The following is a 23,111-nucleotide window of genomic DNA, read 5'->3' as shown; positions in this document are numbered from 1 at the left end:
CGATGGAACTCGACGTCAACAAGCTCGCCGTTGGACTGCTGGCCGCACTTGCGGTGGGCGGGGCCGCCTATGCGCTGATCTATCCCTATCTGACGGGCGACGTCCGGGGCGAACAGCGGCAAAAGGCGCTCGTGGCCACGGGCCGCAACGTCCGCTCTGGCCAGACAGCTTTGGCCGGCGCGGCGCGGCGCGACAAGGTGACGGCGAGCCTCAAGGAGATCGAGGCGCGCCAAAGCGAGGCGAGCAAGCTGACCCTCGACAAGATCATCGCCCAGGCAGGGCTCGACTGGAGCAAGCAGAAATTCATTCTCGTCAGCGCCGCCGCGGGGGCGGTCTTCGCCGCCGTGCTGTTCTATGTGACGGACTACCCGATCGCGGCCGCGGTTGGCCTTGTCGTGGGCGGCCTCGGGCTGCCGCGTTGGACCATGAGCTTTCTGCGCAAGCGTCGCATCAAGAAGTTCGTCGACGAGTTGCCCAACGCCATGGACGTCATCGTTCGCGGCATTCGATCGGGCCTGCCGCTTGGAGACTGCATGCGGATCATCGCGACTGAGTCGGCTGAGCCCGTCCGGAGCGAATTCCGCCAGGTCGTAGAAGCCCAGGCCATGGGCGTGACGGCCGGTGAGGCCGTCTACAAGATCTACGAGCGCGTCCCAGTTCCGGAGGCTAACTTCTTCGCCATCGTGATCACGATCCAGCAGAAATCGGGCGGTAATCTCTCGGAGGTGCTCGCCAACCTGTCCAAAGTGATCCGCGAGCGCAAAAAGATGCGCGGCAAGATCCAGGCGATGGCCATGGAGGCCAAGGCCTCCGCCTACATCATCGGCTCACTCCCGATCTTCGTGGGCGCCTCAGTCTATGCGACCACGCCGGAGTACATCTCGCTGCTTTGGACCACGATCCATGGACGCATGTTCATGGGGCTCGGCGCCTTCATGATGACCATGGGCGCCCTGGTCATGCGCAAAATGATCAACTTCGAAGTGTGATGGGCAGCGCAGCATGTTGACCGCCATCTTTGTCAAGTTCACCGATCCGAAGTTCATCATGATGGTGTGCTTCGCGATCTTCGCCGCCGCGGCGGTGATCACGGTCGCGATGCCGTTTCTCGAAACGGACAGGCTTCAGAAGCGGATGCGTTCCGTTTCGGTCGAGCGGGACGCCATTCGCCAGCGTGAGCGCGAAAAGCTCGGCAAAGGCGGGGGCGGCTCGAAGGCTTCGCTGCGGCACACGCCCAAAGCATACATGAAGCAGGTCGTCGATCAGTTCAGCCTCGACAAATGGCTGGGCACCGAGGATGCGCGGCTGCAGCTGAGCCGCGCTGGTTACCGGGGACCCCAGGCCGAGATCGCGTTCCTGTTCTTCCGCCTGGTAATGCCGATCGTCGGCCTGGTCGGCGCCGCCTTCTACGCTTTCGTGCTTGGCGATCCCACTCAGACTCTCCTGGTTAAACTTGGCATCTCGATCGCGGGCGCCTATGCGGGCATCAAGGCGCCGGAGGTTTACATCCGGAACATGATCAACAAACGCCAGGCGAGCATGCGGCTGGCTTTCCCGGACGCCCTGGACCTCTTGTTGATCTGTGTTGAATCCGGAATGTCGCTCGAGCATGCCTTCCGCAAGGTCGCCCAGGAGGTAGGGTCGCAATCCGTCCCGTTGGCGGAGGAATTCACCCTCATGACGGCCGAGTTGTCCTACCTGCCCGACCGTCGCCAGGCGTTCGAGAACCTCAGCAACCGCATGGGCCTCGAAGTCGTCAAGAGCGTCGCCACCGCGCTCGTTCAGGCGGAGAAATACGGCACGCCGCTGGGCCATGCCCTGCGCGTGCTGGCTCAGGAAGGGCGCGATGAGCGCATGAACATCGCCGAGAAGAAGGCCGCCGCGCTGCCGCCCAAGCTCACTGTCCCGATGATCCTGTTCTTTCTGCCCGTGCTGCTGATCGTGATCCTGACGCCGGCGATCATCAAGGTCTACGAGTGGAATTGACCGGCGGGCGCGAGGGCGGCCCGGCCGCCTAGGCGTGACTGCGTCAGCGCGCTACCAGCGGTTCTGGGTTCCAAAACAAGCAAAGCCGCAGACCCGCCCTCAGGCTGGCTGCGGCTTTTCCGCTTGGTGGGGCAGCGGCGTCTTGCGCCTATTCGGCAGGCTGGGTCGCCTGGGCGGTGAGGTCGAGCGGCCGCGTCCCGCCGGCAGGCTTGGCGGCGACGCTGCCAGCGGCCGCCGGGTGGGGCCCAGGGCGTCCGGCGGTCTTCTTGGCGTCGCCGTTGCGGATCTGCGCCCAGTTGTTCGGCTGAGCCACCATCTGCCGCATGGCGGCGACGCTCTGCGCCGCATCGATGGGCGCAAGATCCTGGCTCGCCACCTTCTCGGCCTCCGCGAACTTGCCCTGCAGGCCGAGCACGAGGGCGAGGTTCTGGCGCACGCGCTGGTCGGCGCCGGGCGCCTGCGCGGCCTGGCGCAGGGTCGCCTCCGCCTCGGGCAGGCGCTGCGAGAGCGCGTAGGACAGGCCCATATTGGCGAGCACGCCCGGGTCGTTCGGGCGCAGGCGCAGCGCGGCCTCGTAGAGCGACTGCGCCTCCGCGTGCTGCCCGAGCTGATCCGCGACCGCGCCCTGCGCGGACAGCACGCGCCAGTCCGGGCGCTCGGGCGTGTGCGCGCGCGCGAGCACGTCCCGCGCCTGCTCCAACTGCCCCACCTCGCTCAGCGCCTTGCCGTAGGCGGCGAGGATGTCGGTGTCCTTGGGGGTCTTGAGGGCGGCGGTCTGGAGCACCGCGACGGCCTGCTGGCGCTGGTCGATCATCCGCAGCGCGTGGGCGTAGTTCAGGCTGATGGTCTTGTCGCCCGGCTTGGCGTCGAACTTGCGGCCCCACTCCTCCGAGGAGGCCCGCCACGCTTCCGTGCTGCGCGGCCCGGAGGAGGCCGAGAGCGAGCCCGTCGAATCGGGACCGTCCTTCTTGCAGCCGGCGAGCCCCAGGCCGAGCACGGCGACGCAGGCCAGCAGGAGCAGACGCAGCGGCGGACGGGCGGTGGGGACATAAACGCGCATGACGCTCTCCAGGCCGGGGGTGGTCGGCCCTCTCGTCAATAGCTTGTTAAGGCTAATGCTTGGTTAATTGCCCCTCGAAGCCGCAGCCGCCCGGCGTGATGGGCGCCAATGTTCCACAATGACGCTCAAGCGCACTGGAACACTTTCAACGTATCCGTTGTTGATGAAACGAGTGAAGCCCTGATTTCCATGCTGTGGAACAGGAGGCGTAAAATGATCATCGGCGTCCTTTGCCTGATCTGCACGGCGATATTCATCGAAATCGCCGCTCATGCGCCGATGCTGGACGGTGCGGACTAGCGCTTTATTGCGTTGCACAAAACCGGCGCAAAAGCCGCAAGCAGAACGGACGGGAGAGCCTTGCGCTTGAAGGGCCGTCCTCGCGTGGTATGAGCGGTGGCCGCTGGAGCCCCGCCGATGATCGAAATCCTGCCGTCCTCGACCGCCGACAAGGCCGTCCCGATCCTGCTCGTCACCGCCGCAACCTGGCGCGACGCCGCCGTGGGCTTCGGCGCGCAAGCCGCAGCCTTCGCGCAGGCGAGCGGCTACACGGGCGCGGCCGGAAGCGCGTTGGCGGTTCCGGCGCATGACGGCGCGCTGGCGGCCGTGCTGTTCGGCGACGACGCGGGCGCGGCGCGGCGCGACCCCTTCCACATGGGCAAGCTCGCGGCCGCGCTGCCGCCCGGCCTGTTCCGTCTGCCCCCGGGAACGGGCGAACTCGCCTGCCTGGCGTTGCGCCTCGGCTCCTACCGCTTCGGGCGCTACCGGCAAACCACGCCGCCGACCGCGCGCGTGATCGCGCCCGAAGGCGTCGACGCCGCCGAAGTCGACCGGATCGCTGGCGCGGTCGCGGCGGGACGCGATCTCATCAACACGCCGGCCAACGACCTCGGGCCCGAGGAGCTCGAGCAGGCCGTGCGCACCCTCGCGGGCCGCCATCGGGCGGGCGTCAAGGTCGTCACCGGCGACGACCTGCTCGCGCAGGGCTTTCCGATGGTGCATGCGGTGGGGCGCGCCTCCAGCCGCGCGCCGCGGCTCATCGACATGACCTGGGGCGAGAGCTTCAACCCCAAGGTGACGCTGGTCGGCAAGGGCGTCTGCTTCGACACGGGCGGGCTCAACATCAAGCCGGACGCCTCCATGCTGCTGATGAAAAAGGACATGGGCGGCGCCGCCACCGCGCTGGCCATCGCCCAGATGGTCATGGAGGCGCGGCTCAAGCTGCGGCTTCGGGTCATCATCCCGGCCGTGGAGAACAGCATCTCGGGCTCGGCCTTCCGGCCGGGAGACGTGCTCCAGAGCCGCAAGGGCCTCACGGTGGAAATCGGCAACACGGACGCGGAGGGCAGGCTCATCCTGGCCGACGCGCTGGCGCTGGCCGACGAGGAGGAGCCCGAGCTCCTGTTCGACTTCGCGACCCTGACGGGGGCGGCCCGCGTGGCGCTCGGGCCGGAGCTGCCACCCTTCTACACGGATGACGACGCGATGGCGGCCGACGTTGCGCAGGCCGGCGACCGCGTCAACGACCCGGTCTGGCGGCTGCCGCTGTGGAAGCCCTACCGGTCGATGCTGGACAGCAAGATCGCCGACATCAACCACATCGGCGGGTCCTTCGCCGGGTCCGTCACGGCCGCGCTGTTTCTGCGCAGCTTCGTCGAGAAGACGGCCGCGCACGCGCATTTCGACATCTATGGCTGGGTTCCGTCCGCCAAGCCGGGCCGGCCGGAGGGCGGCGAGCCGCAGGCGGCGCGTCTCGTCTACGACATGCTGAAGCGCCGCTATGGCTCATCTGCTTAACCCTCCCGCGAGCGCGCGCTTGCCGGACGTTCGCATTGCGCCGATAGTTCGGACCCGAAACGATCGGGTCCCGCATGTCAGCCGTCCTTCGCCCCATCCAGGCCCTGAAGCTCTGGCATGACGTCACCCTCGAGCAGGTGCGCGATGGCGAGCAGGATCTCTCTGCGCGCCAGACCGCGATCCTGCTCTCGATCTATCTCGAGGCGCCGCCCCACACGGTGCGGGGCCTGGCCAAGAAACTCGGCGTCACCAAGCCGGCCATCACGCGGGCGCTGGACACGATGGGCAAGATGGAGTTGGTCAGCCGCAAGCGCGACGACGCAGACCGGCGCAACGTCATCGTGCAACGAACCGTAAAAGGCGCCCTTTATGTTGAAAGGCTCGGCGACGTGATCGTCGCCCGCGCAAAGGATCTGCCCCGATGACGCAACTGGACCGGCGCATCACCCCCGTGCGGCCTGACCTGGCCGCCGAAAGCCTGCGCGGGCAGGTGGACGCCCCGCGCTTCGCCGAGCCCCGGCCGATGCGCCTCGTCGCGCCCGCCGCCTGGATCCGCCGCTCGCCGACCCCGGACGCGCCGGCCGACACGCAGGCGCTGTTCGGCGAGAGTTTCGACGCCTACGAGATCACCGACGAGGGTTGGGCCTGGGGCCAGCTGGCCACCGACGGCTATGTCGGCTGGATGTCGGCCGAAGCGCTCGCGCCCGCCGCGGCCGAGCCCACCCACCGGATCGCGGTGCTGCGGACCTTCGTGTATCCGGGCCCGAGCATCAAGATCACGCCCGTGGAGGCCTTGTCCATCGGCTCGCGCATCGCCGTGGAGCGCCTGCAGGGCGCCTTTGCCGTCACGGCGTCTGGCGGCTTCATCTTCGCCGACCACCTCGCGCCGCTCGACGCCGCCGAGGACGACTTCGTCGCCGTGGCCGAGCGCTTCGTCGGCGTTCCCTATCTGTGGGGCGGCCGCACCAGCCTGGGGCTCGATTGCTCAGGGCTCGTGCAACTGTCGCTCGCCGCCAGCGGGCGCAAATGCCCACGCGACAGCGACATGCAGGAAGCCGGGCTCGGCGCGCCCATGCAGAACTGGGAAGCCGAGCCGCTGCGGCGCGGCGACTTCGTGTTCTGGAAGGGCCATATCGGCGTCATGCAGGACGCCGAGCGCCTCCTCCACGCCAACGGAACCCACATGCTGGTGGTCTCCGAGCCCTTCGCGGAAGCGCGCGCCCGCATCCTCGAAAAGACCGGCGCCGACGTGACGAGCGTCCGCCGGCTGGTTGAGTGACCGCCGCGGGTGTGTCCCTCGCCGTCATTGCGAGCCGGAGGCGAAGCAATCCAGTCTAATTGCCCGGCGGTTAGACTGGATTGCTTCGCTCGCGCTCGCAATGACGGGAGGGTAGCCCCAGCCTTTCATCTCTCCGCCGTCATCCCCSGCGACCTGCGGAGCAGGTCGGGAAGGGGATCCAGAGCAAAGGCGCTCACCCCTGGATCCCCTTCCCGGCGCTGCGCGCCGCCGGGGATGACGGAGAGAGTCGTGCTTTTACCGCTTCCCGCAATCCACCAGCCTCCTCGCCGTCATTGCGAGCCGGAGGCGAAGCAATCCAGCCTGATGCCGGGCCGTTAGACTGGATTGCTTCGCTCGCGCTCGCAATGACGGGAGGGTGGCCCTACCGTGCCGCACAACTGAACGGCGTTCTTCCGCTATCTTCCGCCGTCATCCCCGGCGACCTGCGCAGCAGGTCGGGAAGGGGATCCAGAGCAAAGGCTCTCACCCCTGGATCCCCTTCCCGGCGCTGCGCGCCGCCGGGGATGACTGAAAGGCGCACGCGCTGCACCGCCCCCTCTGTCGGCTTCGCCGACATCTCCCCCGCTGGCGCGGGAGAGAGTTGCGCGCGGGTTATCGGGCTTACGAACTCGAACTTAGCCCTCAGTACCCCGTTTTCCGGTCGACGACGTGCTCCAGCGGGTGGCCGGCTTCGTAGCGCAGGATCTGCTGGGCGATCAGGCCGATCACGGCTTCGGGTTCCGACATGGCGGCGTTATGCGGCGTCACCGTGACGCGCGGGTGGGTCCACAAGGGCGAATCCTGCGGCAGAGGCTCGGTTTCGAACACGTCCAGCGTCGCGCTCGCGAGCGTTCCGGCGTCGAGGCAGGCCAGGATGTCGGCTTCCACCTGCAGCCCGCCGCGGCCGGCGTTGATGAGGTGCGGGCCCCCGACCCGGCCGTCGCGCGCCAGGCCGTCCAGCATCGTGCGGTTGATCACCCCGCGGGTGTCGTCCGTGAGCGGCAAAAGGCTGACGAGGATGTCGGTCCGGGCCAGAAACGCCTTTAGCCCGTCCTCGCCCGCGAAGCTCTGCAACCCGTCCACCGACTTCGGGCTGCGGCTCCAGCCAGCCACGTCGAAGCCCATGACCTGCAGCTTGCGGGCGGCGTCCTGGCCGAGCACGCCGAGCCCCAGCATGCCGACCCGCACCGAGCGGGCGGCGGGCTGGTTGTCGTCGTCGTCCCACACGCGCTCGTTCTGCTGGCGCACATAGCGCATCTGCTGCCTGAGGATCTTCAGGCAGTGCAGCACCACATATTCGCTCATCCGGTTGGTGAGGTCCGGGTCGACCACGCGCAGGATCGGCACGTCGGGGAGCTTCGGGTCGCCGAGCAGATGGTCGACGCCGGCGCCGAGCGAAAAGATCGCCTCGAGGTTGGGCAGTCCCGAGAACGAGCCCGGCGGCGCCTTCCAGGCCACCGCGTAGTGCACGGCGCGCCGGTCGAACGGGTCGCCCGGGATCACGATGGGCCGCCCCGGCAGCTTGGCGGCCAGCCGGGCCGTCCATTGCTCCACGTTCCAGCCCTTGATGGCCGCCAGTATGGTCATGCTCGTCGCCCCTGCGCGGACGGTCGTCTTGCCGCCGTCGTCACTTTTTCTGGGCGCATGATTGCGTTGGCTCAGCTCAGGGTCCAGCGCTTTCCGCAGCAAAACGCGCCAAAACCGACGGCGAGGCCTCGGGAGCCTCGTCGCCGAGCGCATAAGCGCGCGTCAGCGCCGCCGCGGCCGCATCCGCGGCGTCCTCCGTCCGGGCGTGCACGACGCCTATGACGGCGTCCGGCTCAAGGCGCTGGCCGAGCGAGGCCAGGTCGGTGAACCCGACCGCATGGTCCACGGCGTCCTGCGGGCGGGTGCGCCCCCCGCCGAGGCCCACCACGGCGACGCCGATGCCGCGCGTGTCGATGCCCGACACGAAGCCGGCGCGGCCGGCCCTGATCTCGCGGCGCACCGGTGCGGCCGGCAGGTGATCGTCGACGCGCGATAGGAAGTCCGTAGGCCCGCCCAACGCCGCCACCATGCGGCCGAAGAATTCGGCGGCCTGGCCCGACTGGATGGCGGCGTCGATGCGCGCCCAGCCGTCCTCGACCGACTCGGCGAGGTCGCCGAGCAGCAGCATCTCGCCGCCCAGAGCCACCACGACTTCGTGCAGCCGCTCGTCGCGGTGCTCGCCCGTGAGGTAGCGCACCGCGTTGCGCACCTCCACGGCGTTGCCCGCGGCGCTCGCCAGCGGCTGGTCCATGGCGGTGATCAAGGCCGTGGTGGGCAGGCCCGCGCCGGTCGCGACCTCGGCGAGGCTTTCGGCCAGCTCGGCCGAGCCCTCGAAGCTGTCCATGAAGGCGCCGTTGCCGGTCTTCACGTCCATCACGAGGCCTTCCAGGCCGGCCGCCAGCTTCTTGGACAGGATCGAGGCCGTGATCAGCGGGATCGACTCCACCGTCGCGGTGACGTCCCGGATGCCGTAGAGGCGCTTGTCCGCGGGCGCGAGGTCGGCCGTTTGGCCGATGATCGCGCAGCCGATCTCGGCCACGACCTTGCGAAAGAGCTCGCTGTCTGGCTGGGACGCGTAGCCCGGGATGGAGTCGAGCTTGTCGAGCGTGCCGCCCGTGTGGCCGAGGCCGCGCCCGGAAATCATCGGCACGAACCCGCCGCAGGCCGCCACGGCGGGCGCCAGCATGAGGCTGACATTGTCGCCGATGCCGCCCGTGGAATGCTTGTCGAGCACCGGGCCGTCAAGATCCGGCCACACCATGGTGACGCCGGAATCCACCATCGCGCGGGTGAGCGCGACGCGCTCGTCCATGCTCATGCCCTGGAAGAACACCGCCATCGCGAAGGCGGCGGCCTGCCCTTCCGTGACCGCGCCGCTCACGAGCCCGCGGATCAGAAACGCGATCTCGTCGGCGCCGAGCGCCTCGCCGTCGCGCTTGCGACGGATGATTTCCTGCGGGATCACGGTGCTGTCCTCAGTAGGCGTTGGACGCGGACGGGGCGGCGGCGCCGTCGATGGCGGCGAGCAGCGCCGCATGGAGGCTGCTGGCGCCGATGCGGAAGGTCGTCGGCGCGGCCCAGCCGGCGCCCATGATCCGCTCGGCGAGCGCCAGATACGCGCCCGCGTCCTTGACGGTGCGGATGCCGCCGGCCGCCTTGAAGCCCACCGGCCTGCCAGACGCCTTGATGGCCTGCAGCATCGTCTCGGAGGCCGGCGGCGTCGCCGAGACGTCGATCTTGCCCGTGCTGGTCTTGATGAAGTCCGCGCCGGAATCGATGGCGAGGCGGCTTGCCTCCGCGACGCTGGGCTGGTCCGGATAAGCGCCGGTTTCCAGGATCACCTTGAGCTGCTGGTCCCCCTGCAGCACCGCCTTGGCCTCGCGCACCATGCCGGCCGCGATGTCTGCCTCGCCGCGCAGAAAGGCGCGGTAGGGCAATACGAGGTCGATCTCGTCGGCGCCGTCGCCCAGCGCCTCGCCCATGTCGTCGAGCACGCGTTCCAGGTCCTCGCCGCCGGCCGGGAAGTTCACCACGGTGGCGATGCGCACGCCCGTGTCCTTCAGCGCGCGCGCGGCCTCGCCGACAAATTGCGGCCAGAGGCACACGGCCGCCACCGACCCCTGCGGCGACACCGCCTTCTGGCACAGCGTCCGGATGTCCGCCGGGCCGCAATTGGGTTCCAGGTTCGTCAGGTCGAGCAACCCCAGCAGTCGGCGGGCGAGCGCCGCATGCGCGTCAGACATCTTCGAGGCCTTTCAGGAACGAGAGCAGGAGGCGCTTCAGGGCGATGCCGCCCGTGCCGGCCACCTTCTTGGTTTCGGCGTGTGAGGGCGAGGACCCGTCGATGCCGGCCGCATAGTTCGTCACCACCGAGATGGCCGCGACGTCGATGCCGAAGCGGCGCGCCATGATCACCTCAGGCACGGTGGACATGCCGACGAGGTCCACCCCGATGAGCTTCATCATCTTGATCTCGGCGGGCGTCTCGAAGCTCGGGCCCGACACCCAGCAATACACGCCCTCGTGGATGCGCACGCCCGCCTGGGTGGCGGCGCGCTTGAGGCGGGCCCGCAGCCGCGGCGAATAGGCGTCGGTCAGCGACACGAAGCGCCCATCCTCGTGGTCGCCCACCAGCGGGTTCACGCCCGAGAGGTTGATATGGTCGCAGATGAGCGCGAGCTGGCCCGGGCTCATGTTCTTGTCCAGCGCGCCGGCCGCATTGGTGAGCACGATGGTGCTGACGCCGAGCCGTCGCAACGTCTCGATCGGCGTGCGCATGATCGCCGGGTCGCCATGCTCGTAGTAATGCGCGCGGCCCTGCATCACGGCCACGCGGCGGCCCTCGATCTTGCCCACCACGAGCCGGCCCTTGTGGCCCGACACGTTGCTGTCGGGAAAGCCCGGGATGTCCGCGTAGGGGATCTCGACCGGATCCGCCGCGAGGTCCGCGAATGCGCCGAGCCCGGTGCCGAGCACCACGGCCAGGTCCACGGGGCCGCCGATCAGCGGCTCGAGATAGGCGACGGCGGCTTCGACTGACATGGCGGGACCCCTCGGTTCAGCGTTCCGGCTCCGGGGCCATCGCGAGGGGACCGAAGGCATGGGGCAGGATTTCATCAGCGGTAAAGCGCCGCCTGAATCCATGCAAGTCCGCAGCCCAGATCGCCGCCCCGGGGCCGCCGAACTCGAAGATGCGCTGCCGGCAGGCGCCGCACGGCGTCACCAGCGCGCCGCCTTCCGCCACGACGGCGATCTCGACCAGCGACGTGTCGCCGCCCAGCACCATGGCCGAGATGGCGCCGGCCTCCGCGCAGGTCCCGACCGGATAGGCGGCGTTCTCGACGTTCGCGCCCGCATAGACCCGGCCGGACGCGCCGCGCGCCGCGGCTCCGACCTTGTATTTCGAGTAGGGCGCATACGCGGCTTCGCGCGCCGCGAGTGCGGCCGCCAGGAGGTCGTCCGGGCCTATGATCGGGTTGGGGTTGGCGGCCATCACCGCTCCTTGACGTAGGGCAGGCCGGAGGCCCGCGGGGGAATCGCCCGGCCGATGAAGCCCGCCAGCAGCACCACCGTCAACGCATAGGGCAGGGCCTGGATGGCCTGCACGGGCACGAGGCCGATCCCCGGCAGGCTGACGCCCTGCAGGCGGATCGAGATGGCGTCCAGCAGGCCAAACAGGAAACACGCGCCCAGCGCCGGCCAGGCCCGCCACTTGGCGAAGATCAGCGCCGCCAGCGCGATGAAGCCCTTGCCGGCCGTCATGCCGGGCAGGAAGCCGGCCGCCTGCGCGAGCGACAGGTAGGCTCCGCCGAAGCCGCACAACACGCCCGCGATGATCACGGCCGCATAGCGCAGGGCCGCCACCGAGATGCCGGCGGTATCCACGGCGGCCGGGTTCTCGCCCACCGCGCGGATGCGCAGCCCGAAGCGCGTGCGCTTCAGCGCCACGGCGGTGAGCAGCGTCGCCAGCAGCGCGCCATAGACCAGCACGGTGTGGCTCGACAGCACGTCCGCGTAGAGCGGGCCCAGCACCGGCACGGCGCGCGCCGCCTCCGCGCCCGGCAGCGTGATGGGCTGGAACCGCGCCGCGCCGTCCAGCGGCGGCGTCCGGCCGCCCTGCGAGTACCAGGCGTTGCCCACCAGGGCGGTGAGCCCGGCCGCCAGCATATTGATGGCGACGCCCGAGACGATCTGGTTGCCCCGCTGCGAGATCGCCGCGAACCCGTGCACGAGCGCGAACGCCACCGACGCGCCGACGCCTGCCAGGACGCCGATCCAGGCGCTGTGGGTCGCATGGGCGGCGGCCGCGGCCGCGAAGGCGGCGACCAGCATCTTGCCCTCGAGCCCGATGTCGACCACGCCGGAGCGTTCCGACCACAGCCCCGCCAGGCAGGCGAACAGCAGCGGCACGGAGAGCCGCACGCCCGAGTCGAACACCGCGATCGCGATCGAGAGCGCGTCCATGCTCACGCGTCCCCGCGCCGGCGCGCCGCGAAGAAACGCCCGAGCGGCGCCCGGAACACGCCGTCCAGCGCGCCCGCGAACAGGACCACCAGCCCCGAGATGGTGACGATCATGTCGCGCGTGATGGCGGGCTTGTCGAAGGCGAGCTCCGTGCCGCCCTGGTAGAGGACGCCGAACAGCAGCGACGCCAGCACGATGCCGACCGGGTGCGACCGGCCCATCAGCGCCACCGCGATGCCGATGAAGCCGTAGCCGCCCGTGAACTCCAGCAGCAGCCGGTCCTGCACGCCCATGATCTCGTTCACGGCCAGCAGGCCCGCGAGCCCGCCCGAGATCATCATGGCGATCATCGTGATGCGGCTGATCGAGATGCCCGCATACACGGCCGCCGACGGGTTCGCCCCAACGGTGCGGATGGCGTAGCCGAGCCGCGTGCGCCAGATCAGCAGCCACACGCCGAAGGCTGCGGCGAGCGCGAGCAGGAAGGAGCCGTTGAGCGGCGTGGTCGGGATCGCGACCCCGAACCGGGCCAGGATCTCGTGCAGGAACGGCACGTGCGCGGCCGGAACGAAGGTGCGGGTTTCGGGCGACATCGAGCCCGGTCGGCCCATCACGTTCACGAGCAGGTACACCAGCAGCGCCGAGGCCAGCATGTTGAACATGATCGTGGTGATGACGATGTGGCTGCCGCGCTTGGCCTGCAGGTAGCCCGGAATCAGAGCCCACAGCGCTCCGAACGCGGCCGCCGACAGCGCGCCCAGCGGCACGAGCAGCCAGCCGGGCAGGCTCTCGAACTGCAGGCAGACCAGCGCCGCCCCGAGCCCGCCCAGCGTCGCCTGGCCCTCGCCGCCGATGTTGAACAGCCCGGCGTGGAACGCCACCGCGACCGCAAGCCCGGTGAAGATGAAATTCGTCGCGTAGTAGAGCGTGAAGCCGACGCCCTCGCCGGTCGCCAGGGCGCCGCGCAGCAGGATGGCGGTGGATTCAAGCGGGTTCTCGCCGATCGCCAGCACCACCAGCCCGGCAATCACAAAGGCGGCCACCACCGCGAGCGCCGGCACGAGCAGGTAGTCGGCCCAGCGCGGCAGTTCGATCGGGGCCGCGCTCATGCGGCGCGGTCCGAGACGCCGGCCATCAGCAGCCCAAGGTCGCGCTCGTCGGTGCGGTCGGGCAGCCGCTCGCCGGTGATCAGCCCGCCGCACATCACCACGATGCGGTCCGACAGGGCCGTGATCTCCTCCAGCTCCACGGACACCAGCAGGATCGCCACGCCGGCGTCGCGCAGCGCGATCAGCCGGCGGTGAATGAATTCGATGGCCCCGATGTCGACGCCGCGCGTCGGCTGGCCGACCAGCAGCACCTTGGGGCCGCGCTCGATCTCGCGCGCCAGCACGATCTTTTGCTGGTTGCCGCCCGAGAACTTGGCGGTCTTCAGCAGCGGCGCGCGCGGGCGCACGTCATAGGCCTCCATCTCGGCCAGCGTGTGCGCCACGATGGCGCCCCGATCGAGCAGCGCTCCGACGCCGTAGCGCTGTTCGTCCTGGAAGCCCAGCATGGCGCTTTCGCAAGCCTCGAAGGAGGGCACCAGCCCGGTGCGCAGCCGGTCCTCCGGCACGTGCAGCAGCCCCAGCCGCCGCAGCTGCGCGGGGTCGCGTTCCGCCGCCGCCAGCGGCGCGCCGTCGAGCGCGATGGAGCCCGCCGCGATCGGCCGCATGCCCGCAATGGCCTCCAGCAGCTCGCTCTGGCCATTCCCCGCGATGCCGGCGACGCCCACGATCTCGCCGGCCCGCACCTGGAGCGACACGCCGTCCACCCGCGCGGTGCCCTGGGCGTCGCGCACCACGAGGTTCTCGACCATGAGCGCAGGCGCGCCCGGCCGGGCCTCGTTCTTTTCGACGCGCAGCAGCACGCGGCGGCCCACCATCAGCTCGGCCAATTGCGCGGGGGACGTCGCGGCAGTGTCGAGCGTATCGACCATCTCGCCGCGCCGCATCACCGAGACGCGGTCGGTGATCGCCATGATCTCACGCAGCTTGTGGGTGATCAGGATGACGGTCTTGCCCTCGTCGGCCAGGATGCGCAGCAGCCGGAACAAGCCGTCCGCCTCTTCGGGGGTGAGCACCGCGGTGGGCTCGTCGAGCACCAGCACGTCGGCGCCGCGCACCAGCGCCTTCACGATCTCGACGCGCTGCCGCAGCCCCACCGGCAAGTCGCCCACCACGGCGTCGGGGTCCAGCGTCAGCCCATAGTCGCGCGCCAGCGCGGCGAGCTTGGCCCGCACCTCCCGCGCGCCGGCGGCCAGCCGCGGCCCGCCCTCGGCCCCCAGCATCACGTTGTCGGTCACCGACAGAGGCTCCACCAGCATGAAGTGCTGGTGGACCATCCCGATCCCGGCCGCGATCGCCTCGCCGGGCGAGCGGATTCGGCGGGGCGCGCCGTCGACCCGGATCTCGCCGGAATCGGCCTCGTAGAAGCCGTACAGGATCGACATCAGGGTCGACTTCCCGGCCCCGTTCTCGCCCACGACGCCGTGGATGCTGCCCTTGCGCACCGCAAGATCCACGCCCTTGTTGGCGTGCACCTCGCCGAACCGCTTGTGGATGCCGACGAGCTGAATGGCGAGGGGAGAGGTCGGTAAGGCGTTCATGCGCGGATCGTCATCTCAGAAGCCGACTTGCAACCGACCTGGTGCCGAACAAGCGAGCGAACGCCACCCTGAACACCCTCAGCCCGAGAGCCTGGCCGAGAAATCATTCGCAAACCCTCGATACCCTCATCCTGAGGAGCAGGCCGTTTTTCGGCCTGCGTCTCGAAGGACGAGGGACACCAGCTTGCACGACGCTTTCAGCCCTCTGGAGTCCCTTGTCCTTCGAGACGCCATGCGAAGGTCGCATGGCTCCTCAGGATGAGGGGCGTTGAGCAGATGATCGGCCAAGCTCCTTCAGGAAGGAAGGGCCCGGCTTGCCCGTCAAACGCGCAGGCGCGAAGCGGAACGACGAAGCGCCCTCACGGGCACTTCTGGTCCGACATGTAGTCGTGCACCTTTACGGCGCCGCTGACGATGTCGGCTGCGGCCTTGTCTGCGGCGGCCTTCATGTCGGGCGTGATCAGGCTCTTGTTATTGTCGTCCAGCGCCCAGGCGACGCCGTTCTCCTTCAGCCCCAGCACGGTGACACCGGGTTTCCAGGTCCCGTCCTTGGCGGCCTTGAAGCTGTCGATCGTGGCCACGTCCACGCGCTTCAGCATGGAGGTCAGCACCTTGCCGGGATGCAGCATGTTCTGGTTGGAGTCGACGCCGATGCCGAGCTTGCCGGCGTCCGCGGTGGCGCGCAGCACGCCGATGCCGGTGCCGCCGGCCGCGTGGTAGATCACGTCCGCGCCGCGGTCGATCTGCGCCTTGGCGAGTTCCGCGCCCTTCACGGGGTCGTTCCAGGCCGCGCCCGTGGTGCCGGTCATGTTCTGCAGCACTTCGGCCGACGCGTTGGCGTATTTCACGCCCTGCACGTAGCCACACGCGAACTTGCGGATCAGCGGGATGTCCATGCCGCCCACGAAGCCGACCTTGCCGGTCTTGGACGCCTTGGCGGCCAGGAGGCCGACCAGGAACGAGCCCTCATGCTCCTTGAACACGATGGACTGCACGTTGGGGGCGTCCACCACCATGTCGATCAGCGTGAATTTGCTGTTCGGGAATTCCTTCGCAACCTTCTCGAGCGCGCTCGCCTGGCTGAAGCCCACCGCCACGATGGGCGAGAAGCCGTCGCGCGCGAAGCGGCGCAGCGTCTGCTCGCGCTGCGCGTCGTTCTGCAGCTCGAAGTCGCGGTATTCGACGCCGGTGTCCTTCTTGAACTGCTCGGCGCCCGTGTAGACGCCCTCATTGAAGGATTTGTCGAACTTGCCGCCCAGATCATACACGATGGCGGGCTTGATCGCCTGCCCCTGCGCGAGCGCCGTGCCGCCCAACGCAATCGCGGCGGCGAGCCCCATGATCATGGTCCGCATGGAAAAACCCCTCTGTTCAAATCCGGCCTTTGAGCAAGCCGTTGCGCTCGCAGGATGGCATGGCCTTCACCCGAGGTGAAGCGCGCAAACACCGCAGGCGGAAGAGCTTGGCGACCCCGTGCGCCGGTGGCATGCTTCAACTTTAGGGGGACCTCCTTCAAGGGAGCGCTCTATGCCGTGTCGCCGCCCGCCCACCCGCCGTGGGCTTCGCGCCCGCCTCGCCGCAGCCTGGACCGCGCCCGCGGGCGTTCTCCTCGCGACCGCGCTCGCGCTTGGGGGGCCCGCTCCCGCTGCGGCCCGCGACGGCGCCAATGAGGTCGACGTCGAGCTCGTGCTGGCGGTGGACATCTCCTACTCAATGGATCCCGAGGAGCAGGCGCTGCAGCGCCAGGGCTACATCGAGGCGCTGCGCTCGCCCGAGGTCATCGACGCCATCCGCAAGGGCGTGAACGGCAAGATCGCGGTCACCTATGTGGAATGGGCCGGCATCAACACCCAGGAGGTCGTGGCCGACTGGATGGTGATCGACGGCAAGGAGAGCGCCGCCGAGTTCACCGCGCAGCTCGCCGCCAAGCCGATCCGGCGGCTGTACCGCACCTCGATCTCGGGCGCGCTCGACTTCGCGGTGCCGCTCTTCGACAAGAACGACTATCACGGCCTGAAGCAGGTCATCGACGTGTCGGGGGATGGCTCCAACAACCAGGGCCGGCCCGTGACGGCGGCGCGCGACGACGCGCTCGCCCGGGGCATCACGATCAACGGCCTGCCGATCCTGCTCAACAGGCCGAATGGCGGGTTTCCGGAGGTCGAGAACCTCGACGAATACTACCGCGATTGCGTGATCGGCGGCCCGGGCTCGTTCATGATCCCGATCCGCGAGCGGGCGCATTTCATCGAGGCCATCCGCACCAAGATCCTGCTCGAAGTCGCGCTCGCGCCGCCGCCGGCATGGCCTGTGCGCGTGATCCCGGCCAGCGCACTCGGCGGGGAGGTGCTGCGCGCGCAGGGCGCGGAGCAGAAGACGACCTGCATGTTCGGCGAAAGGCAGTGGCAGCAGCGCTGGGGCAATTGAGGCGCGCCACGCTCCCGCTATGATCCGGGACCGTCGCCCCGAGTCCAGCCATGGCCCGCTTCCGCCTCGCCCTGATAGCGCACGACCAGAAGAAAGCCGCCATGGTGGCCTGGGCCGAGCGCCACCGCGCCGCGCTCGCGCGCTGCCAGCTCTACGCCACCGGCACAACCGGCTCGCGCATCAAGGAGCGCTGCCCGGACCTCGACATCACGCTCATGAAAAGCGGCCCGCTCGGCGGCGACCAGCAGATCGGCGCCCTGATCGCCGAGGAGCGGCTGGACGGGCTGGTCTTCTTCGTCGACCCGCTCTCGCCCCACCCGCACGACGTGGACGTGAAGGCGCTGACCCGGCTGGCGCTGGTCTACGACATCCCGATGGCGTGCAATCTCTCCACCGCCGACCTCGTGGTGGCGGGTTTCGAGGCGATGCGTCGAAGGCCGTCTTCGTGAGGCTGAAGCTGCGTTGTTGACTGGGCAGTGCGCGCCCGAGCGGGGACCATGCTCCCGTCGTCACTTATTGGGGCGCAACCCTCTCCGTCATCCCCGGCGGCGCGCAGCGCCGGGAAGGGGATCCAGGGGTGCGCGCCTTTGCTCTGGATCCCCTTCCCGACCTGCTCCGCAGGTCGCCGGGGATGACGGCCGATAGAGCCGGACATTGCTTTGCAACAGCCCACGCCACCCTGCCGTCATTGCGAGCGCAGCGAAGCGATCCAGCCTAAAAGTCTGGCCTTAAATTGGATTGCTTCGCCTCCGGCTCGCAATGACGGGAGCGGGGCCTTAAGATTGTGGGGAGAGGCCAATCCAACACGCCCTTCATCCTGAGGAGCAGGCCGTCTGCGGCCTGCGTCTCGAAGGACGAGGGGTCCAGTGTCCTCAGCCGTGGTCACGGACTGGAGTCCCTCGTCCTTCGAGACGCATCGCCGAGGGGCGACGCTCCTCAGGATGAGGGGATCGGGTTTGTGGCCGACGTCTGAACGACGGTGAGGGTGGTCGACGCTCACGTCCCGCGCGGCTTTGCGCGGGCCGTGGGGGCGGCGGCGGCGGGGTCGTCCGGCCAGGGGTGGCGCGGGTAGCGGCCCTTCATGTCGGCCTTCACGGCCGCCCAGGAGCCGCGCCAGAAGCCCGGCAGGTCGCGGGTGATCTGGATGGGGCGGTGCGCCGGCGACAGGAGGTGCAGCACCAGCGGCAGCCGGCCGTTGGCGACGGCGGGGTGCTGCTTCAGGCCGAACAGCTCCTGCACCCGGATGGCCAGCACCGGGCCTTCCTCGGCCTCGTAGTCGATGGCGGCGTTGTTGCCCGTCGGGGCGGCGAAGTGCGTCGGCGCCTCGGCGTCGAGCCGGCGCGCCATGTCCCAGGGCACGAGCGCCTTCAGGGCGCGGTCGAGGTCGTCGGCGGTGATCTGCGCCAGGCTGGCGCGGCCCTCGATGAAGGGCGCGAGCCACTCGGCAGCAGAGGCCGCGAGCGCTTCGTCCGAGAGGTCCGGCCAGCTCGGATCGGCGCGCCGCAGAAACATCACCCGGTTGCGCCATTGCGCCAGCGCCTTGCTCCAGGGCAGGCGGGTTATGCCAAGGCCGGCGATCCCGCGCGCCAGAACCTGCGCGGCTTCGGGCATCGCGGGAGTCGGCAGCGTCTTTTCCGACAGCGTGATGGCGTGCAGCCGCCGCACGCGCCGGGCTCGCAGCGCCGCCGCCTGGCGGTCGAAGGCGAGATCGTCGGTGGTCTGGATATGGCTCGCGAAGGCGGCCTCGATGGTTTCGGCGTCCAGCGGCGCGGCGAGCAGGATGCGGGCTGATGCGGCCCCGCCCGCGATCTCGGCGACCGCCAGGAAAGGCTCGCGCGCCAGCGCGTCGTGGGGCTCCACCTGTGCGCCGCGGCCGTTCGCCATCACGAAGGCTCCGGGCGCGCCGCGCGCCTTGGCGATGCGGTCCGGATAGGCCAGCGCCAGCACCGCGCCGGCCTCGGCGACGTCGCCCGGGCGGAACGGCGCGCCCACCGCCTCGCACCAGCCTCGCGCCAGCCGGCGCATGTCCTCGGCGCGACGGCCCCGGTCGCGCCGGAAGGCGTCGAGGCGATGCCCGAGATGCGCCGCGTCGCCGCCGAGCCCGCGCTCGGTGATCACGGCCGCGATCTCGGCCGCGAGTCCTGCCTGGCCTTGCGCCGCGGCGCTCGCCACCATGCGGGCGAGCCGGGGCGGCAGTGGCAGGCCGCGGATCAGCTTGCCTTCGGACGTCAGGCGACCCTGCGCGTCGATGGCGTCGATCTCGGTGAGCAGCGCCCGCGCCCCGGCAAGCGCCGGCCGCGGCGGCGGATCCAGGAAGGGCAGGGCAGTGGGATCGCTGACGCCCCAGGCGGCGCAGTCCAGCACGAGGCCGGACAGGTCGGCGCTGAGGATCTCGGCCGGCGCGAACGGCTCCATCGCGCCCGTGGCGGCCTCCTCCCACAGCCGGTAGCAGACGCCCGGCTCGGTGCGGCCGGCGCGGCCGCGTCGCTGGTCGGCGGCGGCGCGCGACACGCGCACGGTTTCGAGCCGGGTGAGCCCAATGGCGGGCTCGTAGCGCGGCACGCGGGCGAGCCCGCTGTCCACCACCACGCGCACGCCCTCGATGGTGAGCGAGGTTTCGGCGATGGAGGTCGCCAGAACCACCTTGCGGCGGCCCGACTTCGCCGGCTGCACCGCGAGATCCTGGTCGCGCTGGTCCATGGCGCCGTAGAGCGGCGCGATGTCGACGGCCGGGTCCTTGACGCGCTCGGCCAGCATGGCGGCGACGCGGCGGATCTCGCCCTGCCCGGGCAGAAACGCCAGCACGGAGCCGGGCTCGGCCCGCAGGGCGGTGAGGATGAGGTCCGCCACCTGCTCGTCCGTGCGCCGGCGCGGGTCGCGGCCGACATGGCGCGTCTCCACCGGAAAGGCGCGGCCCTCGCTGCGGATCACGGGCGCGTCGCCGAGCAGCTTCGCCACGCGCGCGCCGTCCAGCGTCGCCGACATCACGAGGATGCGCAGGTCCTCGCGCAGGCCCGCCTGGGCGTCCAGCGCCAGCGCGAGGCCGAGATCGGCGTCCAGCGAGCGCTCGTGATACTCGTCGAACAGCACCGCGGCGACGCCCGCAAGCTCCGGGTCGTCCAGGATCATGCGCGCGAACACGCCCTCGGTGACCACCTCGATGCGGGTGCGCGGGCCGATCTTGGAGCCGAGCCGCACCCGCAGGCCCACGGTCTCGCCGACCTGCTCGCCCAGCGTCGCCGCCATCCGGCTCGCGGCCGCGCGTGCGGCCAGGCGCCGCGGCTCCAGCAGGATCAGCTTGCCGGGGCGGCCCGCCAGTGTGGTCCACGCCTCGTCGAGCAGCGCCAGCGGCACGCGCGTGGTCTTGCCCGCGCCCGGGGGCGCCACCAGCACGGCGTTGGGACGCCCCGCCAGCGTGGCGGCGAGTTCGTCCAGAACGGCGTCGATCGGGAGCGGGGTGTCGAAATGGCGCATGCGCGAGGATGTGGCCGACGGCTGATCCGGGCGCAAGCCCGGCCGCAAGTCTCGCGCGCGATCGGCAGGCTCCGGCGCCACCTGCCCATTATGCCAGATTGTCACAAATCCGACATTCCCTTGATGATGTCCGTCAACGGGGAGGCTCAATTGAATTCAAAAAACACGGATACTTCAACGCTCATCTACGTCATCGGCTGTCTGCATTTCTGTTCCGAAACCCTCGACGCTCTTGGGCAGAGAGACTGCGCCGACGAACTCCGGAAGACTTGCGACAAGTTGGCCGGAAATATCAGGCGCGCCGAAAACCATCAGTTGAAGGTTGTCGTCTCGAACGACTAACCGGGCGCGATGCATGGTCAAGCTTGTGCTATGATCGAAAGATTAGTGGACCGCCACGCCTTGGCGGCGGCGGTCCACACTCTTTCGTTTCAGGGCCCCCGCAATGACAGTCATGCACAGGGACTATTCCGTTCCCAGTCCAGCTGAAGTCGCCATCGACAACCGCATGGCGACATTCACCAAGTCTCACGATCTCACGCACTACGCCTATCATGTTCGTCTCGTTCCGGGCGAGATCGAGCGCGATGTTGTGCTGTATACGAGCTATCCGCTGGACTGGGTCCAGCACTACATGGATCACGACTACTTTCAGTTCGATCCGGTTGTCAAGCTCGCGCAATTCCACATCATGCCGATCGACTGGGACGATTTCGACCAGAGCGATCCCAAGGTGACCCAACTGGTGCGCGAACGCCTGGAGGTCGGCATCGGGCCGCACGGCCTGACGGTGCCGATTCGCGGCGCAGTGGGCGATTTCGCGCTGTTCAGCGTCACGAGCGACGGCTCGCGCGACGCCTGGCGCGCCCGTCTGCCGGGCCTCGTCGGCGAGGTCGTGGTCGCCGCCTACGCGTTCCACACCGCCGTGATGGACATGTGGGTGGCGGGCGACCAGGCGACGCGCCCGCTCTCCACCCGCGAGCGGCAGGTGTTGACGCTGGCCGGCCAGGGCATGCCGCACAAGTCGGTGGCCTTCGCGCTCGCGATCTCGGAAAGCGCCGTGAAGCTCTATCTCGACAGCGCCCGCAACAAGCTGGGCGCCCACAATACCGCCCAGGCGATCGGCTACGCGGTGTCGCGCCACCTCATCGCCAGCCCGCCCTGAGGTTTTTCACACCGGGAACCCGTAGCGCCGCAGGTCGAGCGCCAGCTGGTCGGCCGTGGTGAAATGCACCGCGTGCATCCCGACCGCACGCGCGCCCTCGACGTTCTTGGGCGAGTCGTCGATGAACAGGCAGTCGGCCGCGTCGAGGCCGTTGCGGTCGAGCAGCACGTGGTAGATCGCCGGGTCTGGCTTCAGGAGCTTCTCCTCGCCCGACACCACCACGTCGCGGAAGCCGTCCAGGAACGGCCAGCGCCGGCGCGCGATGGCGAATTTCTCGTGCGAGAAATTGGTGATCGCCCAGGTCGGCACGCCCTGCTGGCGCAGCCGCTCCAGAAGCGCGACGCTGCCATGGACCACGTCCGCCACCGTCTCGACCCAGCGCTCGTCGAAGGCGCGGATTTCCTCCGCGAGGTCGGGATGCCGCTCGGTCAACAGCGCGACCGCATCCGCGAAGGGCCGTCCCCGGTCCTGCTCGATGTTCCAGGCGGGCGTACACACCTCGCCCAGAAACCACTCCATGCGGTCCTGGTCCGGGATGATCTTGCGGTAGAGATAGCGCGGGTTCCAGTCGAGCAGCACTTCGCCGATGTCGAAGACGACCTGCGTGGGGTTCTGCGACGCCATGGTCAGCGCGTGCCGTACATGCGGTCGCCCGCATCGCCGAGGCCCGGCACGATGTAGCCGTGGTCGTTCAGCTTCTCGTCGATGGCGGCGGTCCAGACCGGCACGTCCGGATGCGCGGCCGTGAGCCGTGCGATTCCCTCGGGCGCCGCCAGCAGGCACACGAAGCGCAGGTCCTTGGCGCCGCGTTCCTTCAGGCGGTCGATCGCCGCCACGGCCGAGTTGGCGGTCGCCAGCATGGGGTCGACCACGATCACGAGGCGCTCGGCAATGTCGGACGGGGCCTTGAAGTAGTATTCCACCGCCGTCAGCGTCTCGGGGTCGCGATAGAGCCCGATATGGGCGACGCGGGCGGACGGAACCAGCGTCAGCATGCCGTCGAGGAAGCCGACGCCCGCGCGAAGGATCGGAGCCAGCACCAGCTTCTTGCCGGCGATCATCGGGGCCATCGTGGTGGTGATCGGCGTCTCGGTTTCCACCAGCTCCGTCGGCAGGTCGCGCGTCACCTCATAGGCGAGCAGCATGCCAATTTCGTTCAACAGCTGGCGGAAGCCCTTGGTGGAGCGCTTCTTGTCGCGCATCAGCGTCAGCTTGTGCTGCACGAGCGGGTGGGAGACGACGGTGACGCCCTTCGGGGCAGCGTCCAGCATGGCGACCTCGATCA

Annotated in this window: 22 protein-coding genes; 9 read left to right on the top strand and 13 right to left on the bottom strand. The window is 69.3% G+C overall.

The genetic code is table 11. The annotated features are described in order from the left end of the window. Positions 1-2: 2 nt before the first annotated feature. Positions 3-989, top strand: a complete 987-nt coding sequence (locus AC1DSZ_RS03805) for a type II secretion system F family protein (protein WP_476837059.1) — start codon at positions 3-5, stop codon at positions 987-989. Between the two features lie 13 nt (positions 990-1,002). After that, the gene (locus AC1DSZ_RS03800) at positions 1,003-1,986 is read left to right on the top strand and encodes a type II secretion system F family protein (protein WP_476837058.1); all 984 of its coding nucleotides are present in this window, start codon (positions 1,003-1,005) and stop codon (positions 1,984-1,986) included. A 148-nt stretch (positions 1,987-2,134) separates the two neighbouring features. On the opposite strand, the gene AC1DSZ_RS03795 is transcribed toward AC1DSZ_RS03800, so the two are convergent. Then, a complete protein-coding gene (locus AC1DSZ_RS03795) occupies positions 2,135-3,046 on the bottom strand; it encodes a tetratricopeptide repeat protein (RefSeq protein WP_476837057.1) in 912 nt (303 codons plus the stop codon). A gap of 108 nt (positions 3,047-3,154) precedes the next feature. On the opposite strand from AC1DSZ_RS03795, the gene AC1DSZ_RS03790 reads away from it, so the two are divergent. The 4 genes from AC1DSZ_RS03790 to AC1DSZ_RS03775 all read left to right on the top strand — a co-directional run bounded on the left by AC1DSZ_RS03790 (position 3,155) and on the right by AC1DSZ_RS03775 (position 6,122). Further along, a complete protein-coding gene (locus AC1DSZ_RS03790) occupies positions 3,155-3,346 on the top strand; it encodes a hypothetical protein (RefSeq protein WP_476837056.1) in 192 nt (63 codons plus the stop codon). Between the two features lie 117 nt (positions 3,347-3,463). Then, positions 3,464-4,843, top strand: coding sequence for a leucyl aminopeptidase family protein (locus tag AC1DSZ_RS03785; protein ID WP_476837055.1), 1,380 nt, complete (start codon positions 3,464-3,466; stop codon positions 4,841-4,843). A gap of 74 nt (positions 4,844-4,917) precedes the next feature. Beyond that, the gene (locus AC1DSZ_RS03780) at positions 4,918-5,268 is read left to right on the top strand and encodes a MarR family transcriptional regulator (RefSeq protein WP_188516074.1); all 351 of its coding nucleotides are present in this window, start codon (positions 4,918-4,920) and stop codon (positions 5,266-5,268) included. Continuing rightward, on the top strand, positions 5,265-6,122 hold the full coding sequence (locus AC1DSZ_RS03775) for a C40 family peptidase (RefSeq protein ID WP_476837054.1): 858 nt from the start codon (positions 5,265-5,267) through the stop codon (positions 6,120-6,122). Before AC1DSZ_RS03780 ends, AC1DSZ_RS03775 begins: the two co-directional genes overlap by 4 nt. A 642-nt stretch (positions 6,123-6,764) precedes the next feature. Here AC1DSZ_RS03775 and AC1DSZ_RS03770 read toward each other — a convergent pair. From AC1DSZ_RS03770 to AC1DSZ_RS03730, 9 genes are all read right to left on the bottom strand, one after another. Continuing rightward, a complete protein-coding gene (locus tag AC1DSZ_RS03770; protein WP_476837053.1) occupies positions 6,765-7,709 on the bottom strand; it encodes a 2-hydroxyacid dehydrogenase in 945 nt (314 codons plus the stop codon). A 76-nt stretch (positions 7,710-7,785) separates the two neighbouring features. Further along, positions 7,786-9,114, bottom strand: coding sequence for a thymidine phosphorylase (gene deoA / locus AC1DSZ_RS03765; protein ID WP_476837052.1), 1,329 nt, complete (start codon positions 9,112-9,114; stop codon positions 7,786-7,788). Positions 9,115-9,124: 10 nt separating this feature from the next. Beyond that, positions 9,125-9,892 (bottom strand): deoxyribose-phosphate aldolase, encoded by a 768-nt coding sequence (gene deoC / locus AC1DSZ_RS03760; RefSeq protein ID WP_476837051.1) that lies wholly within the window; start codon positions 9,890-9,892, stop codon positions 9,125-9,127. Then, positions 9,885-10,691, bottom strand: a complete 807-nt coding sequence (locus AC1DSZ_RS03755) for a purine-nucleoside phosphorylase (protein ID WP_476837050.1) — start codon at positions 10,689-10,691, stop codon at positions 9,885-9,887. The genes deoC and AC1DSZ_RS03755 overlap by 8 nt, the downstream gene beginning before the upstream one ends. Before the next feature lie 16 nt (positions 10,692-10,707). Next, positions 10,708-11,142 (bottom strand): cytidine deaminase, encoded by a 435-nt coding sequence (locus AC1DSZ_RS03750; protein WP_476837049.1) that lies wholly within the window; start codon positions 11,140-11,142, stop codon positions 10,708-10,710. Beyond that, positions 11,142-12,113 (bottom strand): ABC transporter permease, encoded by a 972-nt coding sequence (locus AC1DSZ_RS03745; RefSeq protein ID WP_476837048.1) that lies wholly within the window; start codon positions 12,111-12,113, stop codon positions 11,142-11,144. Before AC1DSZ_RS03745 ends, AC1DSZ_RS03750 begins: the two co-directional genes overlap by 1 nt. A gap of 2 nt (positions 12,114-12,115) precedes the next feature. Beyond that, positions 12,116-13,222, bottom strand: coding sequence for an ABC transporter permease (locus AC1DSZ_RS03740; RefSeq protein ID WP_476837047.1), 1,107 nt, complete (start codon positions 13,220-13,222; stop codon positions 12,116-12,118). Beyond that, on the bottom strand, positions 13,219-14,760 hold the full coding sequence (locus AC1DSZ_RS03735) for an ABC transporter ATP-binding protein (RefSeq protein WP_476837046.1): 1,542 nt from the start codon (positions 14,758-14,760) through the stop codon (positions 13,219-13,221). The genes AC1DSZ_RS03740 and AC1DSZ_RS03735 overlap by 4 nt, the downstream gene beginning before the upstream one ends. 359 nt (positions 14,761-15,119) lie before the next feature. Continuing rightward, a complete protein-coding gene (locus AC1DSZ_RS03730) occupies positions 15,120-16,115 on the bottom strand; it encodes a BMP family lipoprotein (protein WP_188516084.1) in 996 nt (331 codons plus the stop codon). A gap of 172 nt (positions 16,116-16,287) precedes the next feature. Between AC1DSZ_RS03730 and AC1DSZ_RS03725 the strand changes: the two genes are divergently transcribed. Together AC1DSZ_RS03725 and AC1DSZ_RS03720 are read left to right on the top strand one after the other, a co-directional pair. After that, entirely contained in the window at positions 16,288-17,187 is a 900-nt protein-coding gene (locus AC1DSZ_RS03725; protein ID WP_476837045.1) for a DUF1194 domain-containing protein, read from the top strand. Positions 17,188-17,237: 50 nt separating this feature from the next. Continuing rightward, the gene (locus tag AC1DSZ_RS03720; RefSeq protein WP_476837044.1) at positions 17,238-17,636 is read left to right on the top strand and encodes a methylglyoxal synthase; all 399 of its coding nucleotides are present in this window, start codon (positions 17,238-17,240) and stop codon (positions 17,634-17,636) included. Positions 17,637-18,183: 547 nt separating this feature from the next. Here the strand turns inward: AC1DSZ_RS03720 and hrpB are convergent. Further along, positions 18,184-20,661, bottom strand: coding sequence for an ATP-dependent helicase HrpB (hrpB, locus tag AC1DSZ_RS03715; protein ID WP_476837043.1), 2,478 nt, complete (start codon positions 20,659-20,661; stop codon positions 18,184-18,186). 508 nt (positions 20,662-21,169) lie between these two features. On the opposite strand from hrpB, the gene AC1DSZ_RS03710 reads away from it, so the two are divergent. Then, positions 21,170-21,826, top strand: a complete 657-nt coding sequence (locus AC1DSZ_RS03710; protein ID WP_476837042.1) for a helix-turn-helix transcriptional regulator — start codon at positions 21,170-21,172, stop codon at positions 21,824-21,826. A 6-nt stretch (positions 21,827-21,832) separates the two neighbouring features. Here the strand turns inward: AC1DSZ_RS03710 and AC1DSZ_RS03705 are convergent, their stop codons facing one another. Both AC1DSZ_RS03705 and upp read right to left on the bottom strand, forming a co-directional pair. Then, on the bottom strand, positions 21,833-22,450 hold the full coding sequence (locus AC1DSZ_RS03705; protein WP_476837041.1) for an HAD family hydrolase: 618 nt from the start codon (positions 22,448-22,450) through the stop codon (positions 21,833-21,835). Positions 22,451-22,452: 2 nt separating this feature from the next. Further along, entirely contained in the window at positions 22,453-23,097 is a 645-nt protein-coding gene (upp, locus tag AC1DSZ_RS03700; RefSeq protein WP_476837040.1) for a uracil phosphoribosyltransferase, read from the bottom strand. Between the last annotated feature and the right edge of the window lie 14 nt (positions 23,098-23,111).

This window comes from Alsobacter sp. P4_H11, assembly GCF_056400925.1.
This window is presented reverse-complemented; position numbering and strand designations above follow the sequence as displayed.